The organism is Streptomyces umbrinus, from assembly GCF_030817415.1.
Lineage (GTDB): Bacteria > Actinomycetota > Actinomycetes > Streptomycetales > Streptomycetaceae > Streptomyces > Streptomyces umbrinus_A.
In genome coordinates, this window is sequence record NZ_JAUSZI010000002.1 from 8,950,265 (window position 1) to 8,969,847 (window position 19,583).

Here is a 19,583-nt window from a genome sequence, read left to right on the forward strand (position 1 = left end):
ATCTCCTCGTACCGAGGTGTGTCCTACATCGATTTTCCGGCCGGGCTCTTTATTCCCAAGGGTCCGGCCGTAGCGCGTCGCTGACCTGGGACTTTGTGAATGAACCCGTTCGGCCGTACGGACAGGCGCGGGCGGAATTCTGTATTCCGCTCATGGTGACGGGCCTCCAGGACCCAAAGCTTGTCGCACGGACCTTGCCGAATGGGTGGCCAGGAAGCTCTTGAGGGGTGATCATGAGAAGTCCAGAGCGCACTTCCCATGAGGAGGCACGGGTGGCCGAGACTCTGAAGAAGGGCAGCCGGGTAACCGGCGCCGCGCGCGACAAGCTCGCGGCAGACCTGAAGAAGAAGTACGACTCCGGTGCGAGCATCCGGGCGCTGGCCGAGGAGACCGGCCGCTCGTATGGCTTCGTACACCGGATGCTCAGTGAGTCGGGCGTCACGCTCCGTGGGCGTGGCGGAGCGACGCGGGGCAAGAAGGCCGCGTCGGCCTGACGCCGGGCGGCTCCTCGTTCTCCGATGGTGGCCACCCGGTCGGTCGATTGACCGCCCGGGTGGTTACTGTGCAGTCACTTAAGGGTGTGCTCCTACGTCACCCTCTCTGACCGCACTCATCGGAGGCGCCCCCATGGCTTCGTTCGACCCGCTGCTCGACAAGGACGGCGTACGGCTCACCGTCGACGACGCGATCGCCACGGTGACGCTGACCAACCCGGCCAAGCGCAACGCGCAGAGCCCAGCTCTGTGGCGGGCACTGGCCGAGGCGGGGCAGTTGCTGCCGGGCACCGTCCGTGTCGTCCTGCTGCGCGCGGAAGGCAAGTCCTTCTCCGCGGGGCTCGACCGGCAGGCGTTCACGCCCGAGGGGTTCGACGGCGAGCCGTCCTTCATCGATCTCGCGCGCCGTTCGGACGCCGAGCTCGACGCTGCCATCGCCGAATACCAGGAGGGTTTCACCTGGTGGCGACGGAGCGACATCGTGTCCATCGCCGCCGTGCAGGGGCATGCCATCGGGGCGGGCTTCCAGCTCGCACTCGCCTGTGACCTGCGCGTCGTCGCCGACGACGTGCAGTTCGCCATGCGCGAGACCAGCCTCGGGCTCGTGCCCGACCTGACGGGTACGCATCCGCTCGTGGGGCTTGTCGGATACGCGCGGGCGCTGGAGATCTGTGCGACGGGGCGGTTCGTGACGGCCGATGAGGCACAGCGGACCGGGCTCGCGAGTATCGCCGTGCCTGCCGATCAGCTCGACGACGCCGCGCGTGATCTCGCCGGGGCGTTGCTTGCCGCGCCTCGGGACGCGCTGATCGAGACCAAGGCGTTGTTGCAGGGGGCCGTGGGGCGTACGTATGAAGATCAGCGTGTGGCTGAGCGAGCTGCGCAGGGGCGGCGGTTGAGGGACCTCGCCGGGGTGGGTGAGTGAGGTCGTTCTGAGGGTGCGGGTGCGTGGGGGCTTGTCGCGCCCCGCGGCGGAGCCGCACGATGTCACAGCCCCGCGCCCCTAGGAGCCTGGGGTCACCGCAGTTACCAAGGCAGCCACCGATGGGTGATCGGGGAGCGCCTCGGTGACCCTCGTGCGGACGGCTCTCGCCACGTCCAAGGCGCGTTCGGTCGCCTGGGCGTCGAACTCCACGCGGACGTGGCGGCGGGGCAAGGTTGTGGTACCGGAGCCGACTGCGATGTGGACCGCGCCCAGCCGAGTGACGCCGGGGACGGAGCGTACGGCGGTGGCCACGCGGGACTCGTCGGTGTCCGGCCGGAGGTCAGGTTCTCCGGGGCGTCCGTCGGACTCGTCCTCGTCCGGCGTGCCCGGAGCCTCCTCCAGCAGGCCCGTCACCCGTAGATCCACCTCTGTGACCGTCAGGCCCAGGCGATCCGTCGCGGCTGCGGTGAGAGCCGTCCGCAGGCGGGAGGCGGTCGCCGGGAGGGGCTCCGCGGGGGTGGCCGCGAAATCCGCCGTGATACGCAGAGGGCCCGGAGGGAGCGCGCTCGGGGGTGGCGGTACGGCCGGCTCGGGTGCGCTGTCCGGGTCGGTGAGGGAGAGGCGTACGGCGGCGAGGCGTACGCCCGGCACGTCGCGGGCCGCGCGGCGCAGTACCGCGGTGACCGCCGCCTCGGTGATCCACGCGCCGTCCTGCGGGCCCCCTAGGGGCAGCAGTCTGCCGAGGCCGAGCTGATTTCTGACCGCCTGGGTCCATCGGTCCACCGTCATTCCCCCAGCCTGCCGCATCCCCGGCGCGCGACCGGGTAACCCGACTTAGTGTGGACGGAGGGGCCTACCGAAAGGGATGCACGGCGATGAGCGACACGACTCAGCGGAAACGGCCGGAGACCCCCGAGGTCGAGCAGCCGGACCAGCAGCTCAGGAAGACCAGCGTGACCAAGCGCGGCGGCGGAGACCCGGCCGGCCGGGGGCGTACCACCATCGCCGACGGCGTGGTCGAGAAGATCGCCGGGCTGGCCGCCCGCGACGTCCTCGGCGTACACGCGATGGGCAGCGGTATCTCGCGGACCTTCGGCGCGGTGCGCGACCGGGTCCCCGGCGGTGGTTCGAAGTCCGCCACCCGCGGTGTGAAGGCCGAGGTCGGCGAGGTGCAGACCGCACTCGACCTGGAGATCGTCGTCGACTACGGCGTGTCGATCGCCGACGTCGCCCGTGACGTACGGGAGAACGTCATCGCGGCCGTCGAGCGCATGACGGGCCTCGAGGTCGTCGAGGTCAACATCGCGGTCAGCGACGTCAAGCTGCCGGAGGAAGAGGACGAGGAACCGGAGACCAGGCTCCAGTGACGCCGTACCAGTGATGTGCTGGTGCTCGCCGGTGACCTGCCCGTGTCCGCTAGTGACCTGCTGAGGAGCGCACCATGAGCTTGGCCGTGATCGGCATGATCGCCGGAATGGCGCTGGGCTTCGCCGGGTACTTCGGCGGGTTCGGTGCCTTCCTCCTGGTGGCGGCACTGGGCGCCATCGGCTTCGTCGTGGGCCGGTTCCTCGAAGGAGACCTCGACCCCGGTGACTTCTTCCGCACCCGCGGCACCCGCGACGACCGGCGGCGGTGACGCGCGTGTCCGGTGAGTCCACCGCGGCCGGGGAGGCCGGTGAGCCCGCCGGGTCCCGTGCGGTCATCCGGCCCAGCAGCCCGGGCCGGACCGTCGCGGCGGCCGACCGGGGTGCGCTCCGGATCGCCGACCGGGTCGTCGCGAAGATCGCCGCACGCGCGGCGCGCGAGGCCCTCGACGTGCTGCCGCCCGACGCCGGGCCCCCGCATGCCACCGTGATCGTCCACCATGAGGTCGCCCGTGTCCGCGTCAGCCTCGAACTCGACTACCCCTCCGACATCGGTGGCCAGTGCGCTGCCGTGCGTCACCAAGTCGTTCAGCGGGTAGAGGCGTTGGCGGGAATGGAAGTGCCCGAGGTCGCCGTCCAGGTGGAGCGGCTCCACTCGGCGCAGACGCGCGGCGCGGCACAGGGGAGGACGCAATGAGCGAGTCCCACGGCTCCGAGAGCACCCAGCACCTGCCCGTCATCGAGAAGACGGCCGAGAACGAACTCGGCCAGTCGGCCTCCGCGGCGGACTACAAACCCCTGCCCGTCCTCGAAGAGGCCGACGGCGCGGAAGGCCGCTTCTGGTCGGCCCGCCGCGTCCCCGCGGGCATCCTCGCGCTGCTGGTCGTGGCCGGCGCGGGCCTCCTGCTGTACGACGTCGTCGCGGTCCGCGCCGACCGGCCCGCCATGCACTGGCGCAGGTCCCTGGCCCACGAACTCGCCGAGCGGCCCCTCGACGACACCTGGGTCCTCGTCGGCGCCGGGGTCGCGACGGCCCTCGGCGTCTGGCTGCTCGTGCTCGCCGCGACACCGGGCCTGCGGGACGTCCTGCCGATGCGTCGCGCCCACGCCGACGTACGGGCCGGCCTCCACCGGGGCGCCGCCGCCATGGTGCTGCGCGACCGGGCCATGGAGGTGTCCGGCGTGCGGTCGGTGCGGGTCCGGGTGGGGCGCAGGAAGGTCGACGTCCGCGCCGTCTCGCACTTCCGTGAACTCGACGACGTACGTGCCGATCTGGACGACACGCTCGCCGACGGCATCAGAGGACTCGGGCTCGCCCGGCGCCCCGCGCTGTCGGTGCATGTCGCGCGGCCGGGCCGGAAGGGATGAGCCGGATGCTGAGGATCGTGAACCGGGTGCTGCTGGGCCTCGCGGGCCTGCTCCTCGTCGTGTTCGGCGGCTCCGCGCTGGCCGTCGGCCTCGGCGCGGACCCGCCCTCGTGGTGGATCCACGACGGACGGCACGACGTGCTGCTGAGCGACGCGGACCGGGCGCGGTGGCGGGACGACGGCTGGTGGTGGCCCACCGTCATCGCCGTGCTCGCCGTGGCCGTGCTGCTCGCCCTGTGGTGGCTCGCGGCGGTACTGCGGCGGCGCAGGCTCGCCGAGGTGCTCGTCGACACCGGGGACGGCGAGGGCGCGCTGCTGCGGGGCCGGGCCCTGGAGGGCGTACTGGCCGGTGAGGCGGGTGCGTTGGACGGGGTCGAGCGGGCCCAGGTCTCCCTCACCGGGCGCCGCACCGTCCCCGAGGCCCGCGTCCAACTCCTCCTGGAGCCCCACGCCGACCCCGGCGACGCCCTCCACCGCCTGACCACGGAGGCCCTGGCCCACGCAAGAGACTCGGCAGGCCTGGCCTCACTCCCGGCAGAGGTCCGCCTACGAGGGGTCAAGCACGGCGCGGAGAGGGTCAGCTAGAGAGCTGGGGCACGCCCTTTCAGGGGGGCGCGCCTTGTCCTTAGGGGCGCGGGGAACTCCGCGACAAGCCCCCACCGGCCCGCACCCACAAACGGACCCATATCGTCAGAACCCGTGCCGAGCCCCACCATCAACAGGAACCATGATCCCCGTCAGATAAGACGCAGCCGGAGACAACAGAAACGCGGCCGTCCGGCCAAACTCCTGAGGCGTCCCGTACCGACGGAGCGGAATCCGCGCCTCATTGGCGGCCCGCGCCGCCTCCGGATCCGGCGCGTACCCATCCAGCTCGCGCACGCGATCCGTGTCGATCCGGGCAGGCAACACCCCGACCACCCGAATCCCCCGCGGCCCCAGCTCGTCGGAGAGCGACTTGGCGAACCCCGCGAGACCGGGACGCAGACCGTTGGAGATGGTCAGCCCCGGGATCGGCTCGTGCACCGAACCGGAGAGCACGAAGCCGATGACCCCGCCCTCACCGAGCTCCGCCGCGGCCGCGCGGGCCAGCCGGACCGCACCCAGGAAGACGGACTCGAACGCCGACTGCCACTGCTCGTCGGTGTTGTCGGCGACGAACCCGGGCGGCGGGCCCCCGACGCTGATCAGGATGCCGTCGAACCCGCCGAAGCGCTCGCGCGCGGCCGCGATCAGGCTCTGCGGGGCACTCGGGTCGGAGTTGTCCACGGCCACGCCGTGCGCGTTCGGGCCGAGGGCCGTCGCGGCCTCGGCCACCGTCTTCTCGTCGCGTCCCGTGATGATCACCTTCGCGCCGTCGCCGACGAGCTCACGCGCGGAGGCGTGGCCCAGGCCGCGCGTTGCTCCGGTGACGACGTAGACGCGGTCCTTCAGTCCAAGATCCATGGCCCTATCCTGCCCCCTCCTCATCGGACCCTCCAGCCCCTCCCCGGTCCCCTTCTCCGTCGAACAGGGCGAGGGCGGTGCCCACCAGACCGATGTGGCTGAACGCCTGCGGGAAGTTGCCGAGCTGGTGCCCGGCCACGGGGTCGTACTCCTCGGCCAGCAGCCCCACGTCGTTGCGGAGCGCGACAAGCCGCTCGAACAGGTCGAGGGCCTCCTTCGTACGGCCCGTCAGACGCAGCGCGTCCGCGAGCCAGAACGAGCAGACGATGAACGAGCCCTCGTTTCCCGGGAGCCCGTCGATGGCCGTCGGGTCCGAGTCGTACCGGCGCACCAGGCCGTCGCGCGTGAGCTCCGCCCGGACCGCGTCGACCGTGCCGACCACCCGCGGATCGTCCGGCGGCAGGAAGCCGAGGCGGGGGATCAGCAGCAGAGCGGCGTCCAGTTCGTGGGAGCCGTACGACTGCGTGAACGTGTTGCGCTCGGGGTCGTAGCCGCGCTCGCACACCTCGCGGTGCACCTCGTCGCGCATCGCGCGCCAGCGGTCCACGTCGCCGCTCAGGCCCGGGTTCTCCTCCAGCGTGCGGACCGTGCGGTCGGCGGCCACCCACGCCATCACCTTCGAGTGCACGAAGTGGCGGCGCGGACCCCGGACCTCCCACAGCCCCTCGTCCGGCTCGCGCCACGCCGACCACAGGAAGTCCATCAGCGCCTGGCGCAGCCGCCACACATGCGGCTTGGCGGGCAGACCCGCCTGCTGCGCCAGCGAGAGGGAGTCGATCACCTCGCCGTACACGTCGAGCTGCGACTGCCGTACGGCGTGGTTGCCGATCCGGACCGGCGCCGAGCCGCGGAAACCGGGCAGCCACGCCAGCTCGAACTCGGGGATCCGCCGCTCGCCCGCCAGGCCGTACATGATCTGCAGCTCCGCGGGGTCGCCCGCCACCGCGCGCAGCAGCCAGTCGCGCCAGGCCGCCGCCTCCTCCTGGTAGCCGCACGCGAGCAGCGCGCCCAGCGTGAGCGTGGAGTCACGCAGCCAGCAGTAGCGGTAGTCCCAGTTGCGTACGCCGCCGATCTCCTCGGGCAGCGATGTCGTGGGCGCCGCGACGATGCCGCCGCTCGGCGCGTAGGTGAGGGCCTTGAGGGTGATCAGGGAGCGGACGACGGCGTCCCGGTGCGGTCCGTCGTAGCGGCAGCGTGCCACCCACGCCCGCCAGTCCGAGAGGCTCGCGGCCAGCGCCTCGTACGGGTCGACGCGCGCGGGACGCGGTTCGTGCGAGGGATGCCAGGTCAGTACGAAGGCGACCTGCTCGCCCTCGGCGACCTCGAACTCCGAGTGCGTACCGAAGTCCTTGCCCCAGGTGCGCACCTCGGGCTCGCTGCGCAGCCACACGGAGTCCGGGCCCGCGACCGCCACCCGGTGGCCGTCGGACTTGCGCATCCACGGCACGATCGAGCCGTAGTCGAAGCGCAGTCGCAGCGTGCTGCGCACGGTGACCCGGCCCTTGATGCCTTCGACGATCCGTACGACGTCGGGGGCCCGGTCGCGCTGTGGCATCAGGTCGGTGACGCGTACCGTGCCGTCCTCGGTCTCCCACTCGGTGTCGAGCACGAGGGAGTCGGTCCGGTAGGCGCGTCGGGTACAGACGTCTGCGCCCTTCGCTGCCTTCGGCGCGATCCGCCAGTGGCCGTTCTCCTCGTCTCCGAGCAGTTTCGCGAAACAGGCCGCCGAGTCGAACCGCGGGAGACAGAGCCAGTCGATCGACCCGTCCCGTCCGACCAGGGCGGCGGTCTGGTGGTCGCCGATGAGGGCGTAGTCCTCGATGGATGGGTGCACTGTTGCCGGGTTCCCGGCGTTTGTGGCGATCAACCCAGGCCGTTTGGGAAGTGCGGGTGTGGGGGCTGGGCGCGCAGTTCCCCGCGCCCCTTGCGGGGCGCCGGGGTCGCGGCGGTCAGACCGTTGCCGGTTCCGCCTCCGGCGTGGATTCCGCGGCGGCCGCCTCCGCCAGGTCTCGGCGTTCCCGGCGGACCAGGATCACCCAGCCGACGGGGACGCCCGCGGCGAAGAGCCACCACTGGATCGCGTACGCCATATGGGGGCCGATGCCGCTGTGGTCGGGCTCCGGGATCAGTTCGGGGGTGTCGCCCTTCGGCTCCGGCGCGGTCAGCTCGACGTAGCCGCCGAGGACCTGCTTGCCGAGTGCCTTCGCCTGCTGCTCGCTGTTGATCAGCATGACCATGCGGTCGGGGAGGCCGCGGACGTCCTTGATGCCGCTGTCGGCGGTCGTCTCGTCGGCCATCAGCCGGCCCGTGACGGTGGTCTCGCCCTTCGCCGGCGCGGGCACCTTCGGGAACTCGGTCTGCGCGCCGTCCGCGGGGATCCAGCCGCGGTTGACCATGAGGACCTTGCCGTCGTCCAGGACGAACGGGGTCAGTACGTGGAAGCCGACCTCTTCGTCGGAGTTGGTGCGGCGCCGGACGACGACCTCGTCCGCGGTGTCGAAGGTGCCCTTCGCGGTCACCCGGCGGTACAGGTCGTCGCGCTTGATCGCTTTGCCCGGCGCGGTGAGCGATTCGGCGGGGACCGGCTTCGCGGACAGCGAGTCGGAGATCACCTTGTTCAGCGCGACCTTGTGCTCGTGCCGGTGCAGCTGCCAGAAGCCCAGCTCGATCATCGTCGGGATGAGCGCGAGCATGATGAGGGTGAGGATCACCCACTGCCGGGACAACAGGAAGCGGTACACCCCACGACCGTACAACTCGGTCATGGGGTGTCGAGCGGGAGGGGTGGCTCGGAGGCGTGTGGTTCGGACAGGACGGTTCAGACCTTGTCGATGATCCCCACCTTCCCCTCCGCGCGGGCGCAGTGGCCCCCGCAGTACCAGTGGCCCTCGACCTCGACGCCTTGGCCGATGATCTGGACCCGGCAGTGCTCGCAGATGGGCGCCATGCGGTGGATGGCGCAGGAGAAGCAGTCGAAGACGTGCACCGCGCCCTGCGCGTGCACCTCGAACGTCATGCCGTAGTCGTTTCCGCAGACCTCACAACGTGCCATGCGCCACAGGGTGGGCCGCCGGGGCGGTACGGGCGAGCGGTTGCCGGGCGAGTCGCTCCCCAATCACCCGTACGACCGGATACCCGCGCCCCCGGCGTGCGCCCCGCACGGCAGACGCTCCGTCACGCCTTCGCCGCCGGTTCCACGTCCCGCAGCAGTTGGCCGAACGCCGCCTCGTCGACGACCGGGGTGCCGAACTGGCGGGCTTTGACCACCTTGGACGTACCGGAGTCCGGGTCGTTCGTCACGAGGAGGCTGGTGAGCCGGGACAGGCTCGTCGCGACATGCAGTCCGGCCTCGACGGCGCGGTCCTCCAGGAGGTCGCGCTCGACCGAGGTGTCCCCGGAGAACGCGATACGCATGCCCTGCTTGAGCTGCTTGCCCGGTTCGTACCGCCCCGGGTTGGGATACGGGCAGGCGGGCCGCTTGCGCGAGGGGCGCCAACTGCCGGAGGGGTAGCCCCCCGACGAGTAGCCGCCGGAGGAGTAGCCCCCGGACTGCCGGCCGATCCGCGGCGCCGCCCGGTCCGTCCACTCGGTCAGCGGCCGACATTCGAGCAGCGGCAGCCGTACGCCACCGCGCGCGGCGGCCTGCAGGCTCGGCCGGAACGTCTCGGCCAGCACGCGCGCGTCGTCCAGCGCGTGGTGCGCGCGCTGCTGTACGACGCCGAAGTGCGCCGCGAGCGACTCCAGCTTGTGGTTGGCCAGCGGCAGGCCCAGTTCCTTGGACAGCGCGATGGTGCACAGCCGCTGACGGACCGGCGCCTCGCGCTCCGCGCGCGCGTACTCCCGAGCGATCATCGACCAGTCGAACACCGCGTTGTGCGCGACGAGGACGCGGCCGTCGAGCCGGGACGCGAACTCCTCGGCGATCTCCGGGAACAGGGGCGCCCCTTCGAGCACGTCGCTCGTCAGACCGTGGATCCACACAGGACCCGGGTCCCGCTCCGGGTTGACCATCGTGTACCAGTGGTCCTCGACCTCGCCGCGCGCGTCCAGCCGGTAGACCGCGGCCGACACTATGCGGTCGTCGCGGGCCAGTCCTGTGGTCTCCACGTCGACGACCGCGTATCCCTGCGGATATGCGGCCGGCCACGGGGTGGTGGACGGTGCGGTCTGATGGTCTTCGAGCATGGTCACTGAGGATAAGGGGCGCGACTGACAGTCCTGTCCCCGGAGTCCGGGCCCGGGCCGGATCCGGAGTCCGACGCCCCGTCACGAGCCCCTGCCAACAACCCGGCCACCAGCGCCTTCACGGAGAGGACGAACAACTTCTCCGTGTCGATGGTCCGCGAGAGGGTGCGGGCGAGCGCCGGGTCCTCCTCCGCCGTACGCGCCCCCCACAGCTCCTCCTCGCCCGGGTGCTGCGCCGGAGCGCGCTCACGGTTGCGCTCGACCAGCACATGCCCGACGACCTGGAACTGCACGGCCCGTACGACATCGGCGGCACGGGCCCCGCGCAGTCCCGCCGCGTGCACCTCGTGCACCAGGGCCTGCTGCGCGGGCAGGAACATCCGTTCCGTCAGGCCGCGTTCGTGCACCATTGCGACGAGGTGCGGATGGTCGCGCAGCCGCCGGCGCAGGGCGCGCGCCACGGACACGATGCGCCCCGCCGGGGTGCGCCCGACGGGCCGGATCTCGCCCAGCTCGGCGACGGTGCGCTCGACCAGCGCGTCGAGCAGCGATTCGCGGTTGCCGACGTGCCAGTAGATGGAGGTCACCGCCGTGCCCAGCTCGGCGGCGAGCTTGCGCATCGTCAGCGTCTCCGGGCCGTGCTGCCTCACCAGGTCCGTGGCGGCGGCCAGGACCTCCTCGCGGGTCAGTGCCGGTCTTGCCATGACGCCCCCAAATCCCTGTGGCGCACGAGTATTTACCCTTCGCGAGGTCTGCTGTAACTGTGTTACAGGTGACGGCCCATCAGAGAAGGGCGGTACGACATGGCACGCGTACGGTACGGCGCGCGGACCGAGGCGGAGATCGGTGCCGCGCGCACCGCGAGCTCCCGGCTCCCCGACATCTGGTCCACCGGTGTGGTCGCCGTCTGGGAGAGCGACCCGGACGCGGTCGCGGCGGTCCTGCCGCCCCCGCTCAAACCCACCGGGCGGCCCCTGGTCCGGGTGAACATCAGCAAGGTCGACCTGCCCGGATACCCCCTGGGCGCGGGCTCGTTCGCGGTCGCCGCGGCGCACGACGGGGTCGAGGGCTGGTATCCGCTCGTCATGCCGATGACCCACGAGCGGGCCCTCATCGGCGGCCGCGAGGTCTTCGGGGAGCCCAAGAAGCTCGGCGAGGTGACGGTCGAGCGCGACGGTCTCGTGGTACGTGCCGCCCTCGCCCGGCACGGCATCGAGTTCGTGGAGGTGCGCGGCGCGGTCAGCGGGGCGCTGCCCCTGCCGGAGCCGACGCAGAAGACCGACTTCTACTTCAAGTTCCTTCCGGCGGTGGACGGTGCGGGCTTCGACGCCGACCCCGTACTCGTGCACTGCGTGCGCAACGAGAAGGTGCGCAGGCTGGAGCGGATCACCGGAGACGTCGTCCTCCGGGAGTCCATGTACGACCCGGTCGCCGACCTCCCCGTGCGCGAACTCGTCGGGATCACCCTCGGCGAGAAGACGACGGACCAGAAGGGCAGGGTCGTCGAACGGGTCAGCGGGCAGGCCCTGTTGCCGTACATCCACCAGCGCTACGACGACCCGCAGCAGATTCTCGACGGGCCGCCCGAGGGGAGCACGTGAATGGAACTGAGGGCGGGACAGGTCGCCGTCGTCACCGGAGCCGCGAGCGGCATCGGGCTGGCGATGGCACGGCGGTTCGCGGCCGAGGGGCTGAAGGTCGTCCTCGCCGACGTCGAGGAGGGCGCCCTGGAGAAGGCCGCCGCGGGGCTGCGCGAGGACGGGGCCGTGGTGCACGCGCGCGTGGTCGACGTCGGCGAGCGCGAGGAGGTCGTCGCGCTCGCCGCGGAGACGTACGAGAGGTTCGGTGCCGTGCATGTCCTCTGCAACAACGCCGGAGTCGGCTCGGGCGCCGAGGGCCGCATGTGGGAGCACGACCCGAACGACTGGAAGTGGGCGTTCGCGGTCAACGTGTGGGGCGTCTTCCACGGCGTCCAGGCCTTCGTGCCGCGGATGCTGGCCGGCGGCGAACCCGGCCACATCGTCAACACCTCGTCCGGCGACGGCGGCATCGCGCCCCTGCCCACCGCCTCCGTGTACGCCGTCACCAAGGCGGCCGTCGTGACGATGACCGAGTCGCTGTACGCGCACCTGAGGGCCGAGCACGCGCGCGTGGGGGCCTCCGTGCTCTTCCCGGGGCCCCACATGCTCCGTACGGGCCTGTGGGAGTCGCACCGCAACCGGCCCGACCGGTACGCGAAACAGAAGCCCCGCAGGACCCCGTACCGCAGCCTCGACCAGTGGGAGGCCGCGATGAAGGAGGCGGGGAAGGACGTGCGGTTCACGCCGGTCGAGGAGGTCGCCGACTTCGTGGCGGACGGCATCCGGGCGGACCGCTTCTGGCTGCTGCCCGAGAGTGAACACAGCGACCGGCAGATCCGGGCGCGGTCGCGGTCGATGCTCGACCGCGCCGATCCGGCGTACCTGGAGAACTTCATTCTGGACTGAGGACTGGACCGGACCGAGGAGCCGCAACATGGCCTCTACGACAGAGCCCTACCTGATCATCTCCTCCGACTGCCACGCCGGACTGCCCACCGAGGAGTACCGGCCCTATCTGGACGCCCGATTCCACCGGGACTTCGACGAGTTCCTCGCGGGCCGGGACCGCCGCCGCGAGGAGATGACTCGGCTCGGCATCCGCAACGAGGCGTTCGCGAACAAGTGGTTCCAGGACAACGAGGAGGGCCTGCGCGGCGGTTGGGACCCGGCGCAGCGACTCAAGGAGCTGGACGGTGACGGAGTGGCGGCGGAGGTCGTCTTCCCCGACGCCGACGCGGTCGACAGCCAGACGGCCGCACCCTTCGGGGTGGGCCTCGGCCTCTCCGGCGACCAGGACCCGGAGTTGGGCATGGCGGGCGCGCAGGCGCACAACCGCTGGTTGGCCGACTTCGTGGGCGAGAACCCCGAACGGCACTGCGGAGTCGCCCTGTTGCCCGTCACGGCCCCCACCGAGCGGGTCGTCGCCGAGGTGTACCGCGCCAAGGAGTCGGGCCTCGGCGCCCTGATGATCCCCTCCATGTGGGTCGACAAGGAGCCGTACCACGACCGCCGTTACGACCCCGTGTGGGCCGCGGCGGCGGAGTGCGCCATGCCCGTGCTGACGCACTCCGGGGCCGCGCCCCGCCACGAGTACGGCGACCACCTCGGGATCTATGTGAGCGAGGTGACCTGGTGGCCGGCCAGGCCACTGTGGTTCCTGCTCTGGTCCGGTGTGTTCGAGCGCCACCCGGGGCTCAGGTTCGGTGTGGCGGAGTCGGGCTGCTGGTGGCTGCCGAACCTCCTGTGGTTCATGGACCGGCTCTACCTGGGCGCGCACGGCGGCAAGAAGCTGTCCCCCTTCGCGGAGCTGACGCGTCCGCCGCACGAGTACCTGGACCGCCAGGTCTTCATCTGCGCGACCAACACCAAGCGGCGCGAACTCGCCCAGCGGTACGAGATCGGCGTCGACAACATCCTCTGGGGCAGCGACTTCCCGCACCCCGAGGGGACCTGGCCCGACACGCGCGCGTGGCTGTCGCGCACGTTCCACGACATCCCGGTGGCGGAGGCGCGCCGCATGCTGGGCCTGGCGGCGGCCGAGGTCTTCGGCTTCGACACCGGGAAACTGGCACCGCTCGCGCGGCGCATCGGCCCGACCCCGGCCGAACTCGGCCAGTCCGAGGACCAGTCGGCCGTCGAGGCCTCCTGGGCCCGCTCCCGCGAGGTGGGCCGACACTGGCTGACGGACCACGACTTCCCGGTCCTGGGGGTGACCCCGTGACCGCGAACCACGTCAACGAGCGCGCCGCGAGCGAGAACCGCGTGGGCGAGAACGCTGTGAGCGACGACCGCTACACCGTCATCTCGGCCGACTGCCACGCGGGCGCCGATCTCCTTGACTACAAGCCGTACCTGGCGGGTCGGTACCACGAGGAGTTCGACGCCTGGGCGGCCGCGTACGTCAATCCGTACGAGGACCTGATGGCCGACACGGCCGACAAGAACTGGAACTCGGAGCGGCGGCTCGCGGAGCTGGAGCAGGACGGGATCGTCGCCGAGGTCGTCTTCCCGAACACCATCCCGCCGTTCTTCCCCTCGGGTTCGCTGATGGCGCCCGCGCCGACGGCCGGGGAGTTCGAGCGGCGCTGGGCGGGACTGCGGGCCCACAACCGCTGGCTGGCGGACTTCTGTTCGGCAGCCCCGGGCCGGCGGGCGGGCGTCTTCCAGATCCTCCTGAACGACGTCGAGGAGGCGGTGAGGGAGATCAGGTGGGCGGTCGGCGCGGGGCTGCGGGGCGGCCTGCTGCTGCCCGGCACGCCACCGGGCAGCGGACTGCCCGAGCTGTACTCGTCGGCGTACGACCCGATCTGGGCGGTCTGCGAGGAACTGGGCGTGCCCGTGAACCACCACGCGGGCTCGGCCTCCCCGCCGCTCGGCGACGAACCCGCGGCCCGGGCCGTCTTCATGGTGGAGACGACGTGGTTCTCGCACCGAGCGCTCTGGCACCTGATCTTCGGCGGCGCCTTCCGCCGCCACCCCGGCCTGAAACTCGTGCTGACCGAGCAGGGTTCGGGCTGGATACCCGGGGTGCTCGACATGCTGGACTACTACCACGGACGGCTGGTCGCGGCGGCGACGAAGGCGTCCACGGCCGAGTCCAAGTTCGGTGCCGGGCTTGCCGCTTCGATGGGCAAGGGCCCCTCGGAGGTCTGGCGGGACAACTGCTTCGTCGGCGCCAGCTTCATGCGCCCGCACGAGGTGCCGCTCCGCGACCGCATCGGCCTCGACAAGATCATGTGGGGCAGCGACTACCCGCACGACGAGGGCACGTACCCGTACTCCCGCGAGGGCCTGCGGATCGCGTACGCGGGCCTTCCGCGCGAGGAGATCGCGGCGATGGTCGGCGGCAACGCGGCCCGCGTGTACGGCTTCGACCTCGACCTCCTCGATCCCATCGCGGCGAAGGCGGGCCCGACGGCGCAGGAGATCGCCGAACCACTGGGAGAGCCCCCGGCGGACGCGACGAGTCCGGTCTTCGCGCGGGGAGGGTCGGTACGGGTCTGGTGACGTCCAGGGTGGGATGCTCCCGCGTGTGACGGAACAGACGCATGACGAGGCCCACGGCGGGGCGCTGGGCGAGCGGCTGAACTGGCTGCGGGCGGCCGTTCTCGGTGCCAATGACGGCATCGTGTCCACCGCGGGCCTCGTCGTCGGCGTGGCCGGCGCGACGGACGCCCGCTCGGCCCTGCTGACGGCCGGGCTCGCGGGTCTGCTCGCCGGCTCCATGTCGATGGCCGCGGGGGAGTACGTGTCCGTCTCCACCCAGCGGGACTCGGAGAAGGCCGCCCTCGCCGCGGAGAGGCGGGAGCTGCGGGACGAGCCGGAGGCGGAACTGGAGGAACTCACCGAGCTGCTGGAGGACCGGGGTCTTTCGCGGGACGTGGCCCTGGAGGCGGCGCAACAGCTCACGGAACGGGACGCGCTGAAGGCCCACGCGCGCGTGGAGCTCGGCATCGACCCGGACCAACTGGCGAACCCGTGGCACGCGGCCTGGGCGAGCTTCCTGGCGTTCACCGCCGGGGCGCTGCTCCCGCTGCTCGCGATGGTGCTGCCTCCCGCCGCCTGGCGCCTGGCCGTCACCGTGGTCTCGGTCCTCGCCGCCCTCGTCCTGACCGGCTGGACCAGCGCCCGCCTGGGCGCCGCGGACCCGCGCCGGGCGATGCTGCGGAACGTGGCGGGCGGGGCGCTGGCCATGGCGGTCACGTATGGGGCGGGAGCGCTGCTGGGGGCGGCCGGGGTGTGACGGTCTCGACCTGGCGTCGAGGCGCTCGCGCGGTGGGCCGAGCCGCCCGGCTCCTTGGCGGAGATCGCCAAGAAGCAAGCGCATACCCCCGGTAATACTTGTGGGTAACAACGTCTAGCCGCGGTCCACCAGCGGTTCTACGGTGCTTGCATGCCGAACCTGCCCGATGTCGTGCTGTGGTCGATACCCGCGTTTGTGCTGCTCACCGTGATCGAGGTGGTGAGTGTCCGGATCCACCCGGACGACGATGCCGCGGGGTACGAGACGAAGGACGCCGCCACGAGTGTCGGCATGGGTCTGGGGAGTCTGGCCTTCGACCTTCTCTGGAAGATCCCGATCGTCGCCGTCTACACGGCGATATATGAGCTGACACCACTGCGGGTGCCCGTCCTGTGGTGGACCGTGCCACTGATGTTGCTTGCGCAGGACTTCTTCTACTACTGGTCGCACCGCGGACATCACGTGATCCGGATCCTCTGGGCCTGTCACGTCGTGCACCACTCCAGCCGGAAGTTCAACCTCACCACCGCGCTGCGCCAGCCCTGGACGACGTGGACCGTGTGGCCGTTCTACGTCCCGCTCATCGCGCTCGGCGTCCATCCGGCCGCGCTCGCGTTCTGCTCGTCGGTGAACCTCGTGTACCAGTTCTGGATCCACACCGAGCGCATCGACAAGCTGCCCAGGGCCTTCGAGTTCGTCTTCAACACGCCCTCGCACCACCGCGTCCACCACGCCTCCCAGGGCGGCTATCTGGACCGTAACTTCGGCGGGATCCTGATCGTCTGGGACCGGCTCTTCGGGTCGTTCGTCCGAGAGACCGAGCGGCCGGTGTACGGGCTTACCAAGAACATCGACACGTACAACCCGATCCGGGTCGCCACCCACGAGTACGCCGCCATCGCCAGGGATCTGCGGGCTGCGGGGAGTTGGCGGGAGCGGGCCGGGCGGATGTTCCGGGGGCCGGGCTGGCAGCCGGTGCCGTCGCCCGCGGCTGCCTCGGAGCGGGCCGCCTCTCCGGAGAAGCCCCTCACGTCCCAGGAGAATCCCCTCACGCCCCACGAGGAGCCCGCCACGTCCCACGGGAAGCCCGTCACGGAGCCGGAGCCCGCCAAGTGAACGCGCGCCACGCGCGCGTGCTGCTCGTCGCCCTCGGCCTGGTGACGGTCGTGGATCTGGTCTCCCTGGCCGCCGGGTACGAGACCGGCCACACGGCGGCCAAGCCCCTCCTGATGCCCCTGCTCGCCGTCTACGCGCTCGTGTGCGGCGGACCCCGGCTCCTCGTCGCCGCGCTGCTCTTCGGGTGGGGCGGAGACGTCCTGCTCCTCTTCGACGCCGAGCCGGCCTTCCTCGCCGGGATGGCGTCCTTCGCGGCGGGCCATGTCTGCTACCTGCTGCTCTTCAGGCAGGTCGGCGCGCTCGCCGGGAAACGGCCTCCACGCGCGCGTGCCACCTCGCCGGCGGCAGCCGCGTACGCCCTCGCCCTCGTCACCACCGTCGCCCTCCTGTGGCCGGGTCTCCCCGCCGACCTCCGTGTCCCCGTCGCCGGCTACAGCCTGCTGCTGACCGCGATGGCGTACGGGGCCGCACGGCTCGGGCTCCTCGCGGGCGTCGGTGGTGCTCTGTTCATGCTTTCGGACACCCTCATCGCGACCGGCGTCGCCGACTGGCCACAGCTTCCGCGGCCCGACTTCTGGATCATGATCACGTACGTCGCTGCGCAGTATCTGCTGGCCAGAGGAGTGTTGGGGGCCGTCGGCGCGCAGCCCGTGCCCCCGGAGACGTACCGTGAGAGGCGCACCCTCACCACCTGAGCAGGAAGCAGGATCAAGCCATGCGCGCCACCACCATCCACGCCCCGTTCGACATGCGGGTGGAGGACGTGCCCGACCCGGTGGTGCGGAATCCGGGCGACGCCGTGGTCCGCGTCCTGCGCTCCTGCATCTGCGGCAGCGACCTGTGGGCCTACCGAGGCGAGTCGGCGCGGCAGGCGGGCCTGGGGGTCCCCCCCAGGCCCTTAAGGCGCTGGGGGAGGATCGGGCACGAGTTCCTCGGGATCGTCGAGGAGACCGGTGCGGAGGTGACAGGGGTCGGTCGCGGTGACCTCGTGGTCGCCCCCTTCATGTGGTCCGACGGTGTGTGCGACTACTGCCGCGAAGGGCTCACCACATCCTGCGAGCACGGCGGGTTCTGGGGCTCGGTCGGGTCCGACGGCGGGCAGGGCGAGGCCGTCCGCGTCCCGTTCGCCGACGCCACGCTCGTCGCGCTGCTCGCCGAGGCCGCCTCCGACGACCGGCTGCTGGCCGCCCTCCTGACGCTCTCCGACGTCATGGGGACCGGCCACCACGCGGCACTCGGCGCGGGCGCCCGCGCGGGGGCCACGGTCGCCGTCGTAGGTGACGGCGCCGTCGGCCTGTGCGGCGTTCGGATCATCGCGCTGGGGCGCCACGAGGCCCGTACGGACATCGCACGGCGCTTCGGAGCCACCGACGTCGTCGCCGAGCGCGGGGACGCGGCCGTCGAGGCGGTACGCGAACTCACCCGCGGCCAGGGCGCGCACGCCGTCGTCGAGGCCGTCGGGACCGAGCAGTCGATGCGCACGGCCGTGAGCATCACCCGTGACGGCGGTGCGATCGGCTTCGTCGGCGTTCCGCACGGCTGGGGGTCCCCCCAGGCCCTTAAGGCACTGGGGGAGGCACCGGCCTCGACCTGAGCGTCATGTTCGACCGGAACATCGCCCTGAGCGGCGGGGTCGCGCCCGTCCGCACGTACGTCCCGGAACTGCTGCCCGACGTCCTCGAAGGGACCATCGACCCGTCGCCCGTCTTCGACCTGACCGTCGGTCTGGAAGGCGTACCGGACGGCTACGAGGCGATGGACGAGCGCACCGCGCTCAAGGTCATGGTCGCCAACTGACCGACCCGGCCGACCACAGCGGTCACCAGCGGATCGGCACCGGCACCGCAGTGAGCACCGCCGAGACCGCGACCACCACGCCCAGGACCACGACCTCCGCGCGCGCGGGGGAGTAGGCGGTGAGCGGGTCGGGCGCCCGGTGCAGCCGGTGGCGGGCCCACAGGGCGAGGACGGCGACGGCGACCACGAGGATCACCTTGGCGAGCAGGGTGCGCCCGTACGCCGTCGTCGTCAGCTGCTCCAGGACCGTGCCGGGCGGCATCCGGCGCAGGGTGCTGCCCACCCCCGTCGCGGTGATCGCGGCGAGCAGAACGGCCGCCACGCGCGCGTAGAGGCCCAACAACGCGACGCCCTCCCCGGGGGCCGTGTTCCGCCACCGGTGGAGCGTGCGCAGGACGTACAGCAGCCCGCCCGCCCACAGGGCCGCGCACGTCACATGAACGAGTGTCAGACCGGAGCCGATCAGCGGACTCTGCTCCGTGGTGGGGTGGGCGCGCAGCGCCTCCGCGACGGCCACCGCCGCCAGCGGCCACACCTGGTTGCCCGGGCGGCGCGACAGGGCGCACAGGCCCATCACGACGAACGCGTTGACCTCCAGCAGCGCGAGCGCGCCGTCCCGGGTCTGGTAGAGCCCGCCGATGTCCATGTCGGAGAGGCTGCGCGGCACCAGGTTGCCGGTGGCCACCACCGAGGCGAGACCGAGCGCGGCGACGAAACCGGCGGCGGCCGCCGCCGGGGCCCAACTGCGAGGCGTGTCCTCCAGAGGCGCGCCCGGCACCCTGCGGGCCAGCCGGGCGACGAACAGCTCACCCGCCGAGACGCACACCGCGGCGAACAGGACCGCCCGCAGGAGTGCTATCCCGCCCACGCCGGGAGGGGTGGCCTCTCCCGTGCCGCGCAGCGCGGCGGGCGGCCCGAGGAACGGGATCAGCGCGGCCAGGGCCACCAGGGCGAGGACGGCGACGGAACGCCGTACGACGGCCACGCTCACCCGGGGCGCGCCCGCCTCGCCACCCGCGTCGGCAGTCGGTCTTATCGAACTCACCTCAAGATCTTCACCAGTCGT

Annotated in this window: 22 protein-coding genes and 1 pseudogene; 15 read left to right on the plus strand and 8 right to left on the minus strand. The window is 71.7% G+C overall.

From position 1 onward, the window contains the following. The first annotated feature begins 272 nt into the window (after positions 1–272). Together QF035_RS39525 and QF035_RS39530 are read left to right on the plus strand one after the other, a co-directional pair. Positions 273–494 carry a helix-turn-helix domain-containing protein gene (locus tag QF035_RS39525; RefSeq protein ID WP_006123601.1) on the plus strand — a complete coding sequence of 74 codons (222 nt, stop codon included), beginning with the start codon at positions 273–275 and terminating at the stop codon, positions 492–494. Between the two features lie 133 nt (positions 495–627). Further along, a complete protein-coding gene (locus QF035_RS39530) occupies positions 628–1,419 on the plus strand; it encodes an enoyl-CoA hydratase/isomerase family protein (RefSeq protein ID WP_307525966.1) in 792 nt (263 codons plus the stop codon). 78 nt (positions 1,420–1,497) lie between these two features. Here QF035_RS39530 and QF035_RS39535 read toward each other — a convergent pair whose 3' ends face one another. After that, complete coding sequence (locus QF035_RS39535) at positions 1,498–2,208, minus strand: nucleopolyhedrovirus P10 family protein (protein WP_307525967.1); 711 nt, start codon at positions 2,206–2,208, stop codon at positions 1,498–1,500. Between the two features lie 86 nt (positions 2,209–2,294). On the opposite strand from QF035_RS39535, the gene QF035_RS39540 reads away from it, so the two are divergent. From QF035_RS39540 to amaP, 5 genes are all read left to right on the plus strand, one after another. After that, complete coding sequence (locus tag QF035_RS39540) at positions 2,295–2,786, plus strand: Asp23/Gls24 family envelope stress response protein (protein ID WP_055616253.1); 492 nt, start codon at positions 2,295–2,297, stop codon at positions 2,784–2,786. A 74-nt stretch (positions 2,787–2,860) separates the two neighbouring features. Then, the gene (locus QF035_RS39545; RefSeq protein WP_055616254.1) at positions 2,861–3,055 is read left to right on the plus strand and encodes a hypothetical protein; all 195 of its coding nucleotides are present in this window, start codon (positions 2,861–2,863) and stop codon (positions 3,053–3,055) included. Between the two features lie 5 nt (positions 3,056–3,060). Then, a complete protein-coding gene (locus QF035_RS39550; RefSeq protein ID WP_373466803.1) occupies positions 3,061–3,480 on the plus strand; it encodes a hypothetical protein in 420 nt (139 codons plus the stop codon). Continuing rightward, on the plus strand, positions 3,477–4,151 hold the full coding sequence (locus tag QF035_RS39555) for a DUF6286 domain-containing protein (RefSeq protein ID WP_307525970.1): 675 nt from the start codon (positions 3,477–3,479) through the stop codon (positions 4,149–4,151). The genes QF035_RS39550 and QF035_RS39555 overlap by 4 nt, the downstream gene beginning before the upstream one ends. Positions 4,152–4,156: 5 nt before the next feature. Beyond that, positions 4,157–4,735 carry an alkaline shock response membrane anchor protein AmaP gene (amaP, locus tag QF035_RS39560; RefSeq protein WP_307525972.1) on the plus strand — a complete coding sequence of 193 codons (579 nt, stop codon included), beginning with the start codon at positions 4,157–4,159 and terminating at the stop codon, positions 4,733–4,735. A 105-nt stretch (positions 4,736–4,840) separates the two neighbouring features. Here the strand turns inward: amaP and QF035_RS39565 are convergent, their stop codons facing one another. From QF035_RS39565 to QF035_RS39590, 6 genes are all read right to left on the minus strand, one after another. After that, positions 4,841–5,596 carry an SDR family oxidoreductase gene (locus tag QF035_RS39565; RefSeq protein ID WP_307525974.1) on the minus strand — a complete coding sequence of 252 codons (756 nt, stop codon included), beginning with the start codon at positions 5,594–5,596 and terminating at the stop codon, positions 4,841–4,843. A gap of 4 nt (positions 5,597–5,600) precedes the next feature. After that, positions 5,601–7,430 (minus strand): glycoside hydrolase family 15 protein, encoded by a 1,830-nt coding sequence (locus QF035_RS39570; protein WP_307525976.1) that lies wholly within the window; start codon positions 7,428–7,430, stop codon positions 5,601–5,603. A 115-nt stretch (positions 7,431–7,545) separates the two neighbouring features. Next, a complete protein-coding gene (locus QF035_RS39575) occupies positions 7,546–8,337 on the minus strand; it encodes an SURF1 family cytochrome oxidase biogenesis protein (RefSeq protein WP_307531763.1) in 792 nt (263 codons plus the stop codon). Positions 8,338–8,414: 77 nt separating this feature from the next. Continuing rightward, entirely contained in the window at positions 8,415–8,648 is a 234-nt protein-coding gene (locus tag QF035_RS39580; RefSeq protein WP_269652170.1) for a hypothetical protein, read from the minus strand. Between the two features lie 122 nt (positions 8,649–8,770). Beyond that, the gene (locus QF035_RS39585) at positions 8,771–9,781 is read right to left on the minus strand and encodes a DEDDh family exonuclease (RefSeq protein WP_307525979.1); all 1,011 of its coding nucleotides are present in this window, start codon (positions 9,779–9,781) and stop codon (positions 8,771–8,773) included. A gap of 2 nt (positions 9,782–9,783) precedes the next feature. Further along, on the minus strand, positions 9,784–10,485 hold the full coding sequence (locus tag QF035_RS39590; protein ID WP_307525980.1) for a TetR/AcrR family transcriptional regulator: 702 nt from the start codon (positions 10,483–10,485) through the stop codon (positions 9,784–9,786). A 99-nt stretch (positions 10,486–10,584) separates the two neighbouring features. On the opposite strand from QF035_RS39590, the gene QF035_RS39595 reads away from it, so the two are divergent. From QF035_RS39595 to QF035_RS39630, 8 genes and pseudogenes are all read left to right on the plus strand, one after another. Further along, complete coding sequence (locus QF035_RS39595; protein WP_307525982.1) at positions 10,585–11,382, plus strand: acetoacetate decarboxylase family protein; 798 nt, start codon at positions 10,585–10,587, stop codon at positions 11,380–11,382. Beyond that, positions 11,383–12,267 (plus strand): SDR family oxidoreductase, encoded by an 885-nt coding sequence (locus QF035_RS39600; protein ID WP_307525984.1) that lies wholly within the window; start codon positions 11,383–11,385, stop codon positions 12,265–12,267. 28 nt (positions 12,268–12,295) lie between these two features. Then, complete coding sequence (locus QF035_RS39605) at positions 12,296–13,582, plus strand: amidohydrolase family protein (RefSeq protein WP_307525986.1); 1,287 nt, start codon at positions 12,296–12,298, stop codon at positions 13,580–13,582. Between the two features lie 56 nt (positions 13,583–13,638). Next, positions 13,639–14,868 carry an amidohydrolase family protein gene (locus QF035_RS39610; protein WP_307531765.1) on the plus strand — a complete coding sequence of 410 codons (1,230 nt, stop codon included), beginning with the start codon at positions 13,639–13,641 and terminating at the stop codon, positions 14,866–14,868. Positions 14,869–14,893: 25 nt separating this feature from the next. Next, a complete protein-coding gene (locus tag QF035_RS39615; protein WP_307525989.1) occupies positions 14,894–15,604 on the plus strand; it encodes a VIT1/CCC1 transporter family protein in 711 nt (236 codons plus the stop codon). A gap of 150 nt (positions 15,605–15,754) precedes the next feature. Continuing rightward, complete coding sequence (locus QF035_RS39620; protein WP_307525993.1) at positions 15,755–16,720, plus strand: sterol desaturase family protein; 966 nt, start codon at positions 15,755–15,757, stop codon at positions 16,718–16,720. Further along, positions 16,717–17,415, plus strand: coding sequence for a lysoplasmalogenase (locus tag QF035_RS39625; RefSeq protein WP_307525995.1), 699 nt, complete (start codon positions 16,717–16,719; stop codon positions 17,413–17,415). Before QF035_RS39620 ends, QF035_RS39625 begins: the two co-directional genes overlap by 4 nt. Positions 17,416–17,435: 20 nt before the next feature. Next, positions 17,436–18,517: pseudogene (locus QF035_RS39630) on the plus strand (alcohol dehydrogenase catalytic domain-containing protein). A 22-nt stretch (positions 18,518–18,539) separates the two neighbouring features. On the opposite strand, the gene QF035_RS39635 reads toward QF035_RS39630, so the two are convergent. Next, positions 18,540–19,562, minus strand: coding sequence for a CopD family protein (locus QF035_RS39635; protein WP_373466804.1), 1,023 nt, complete (start codon positions 19,560–19,562; stop codon positions 18,540–18,542). Positions 19,563–19,583 lie beyond the last annotated feature (21 nt).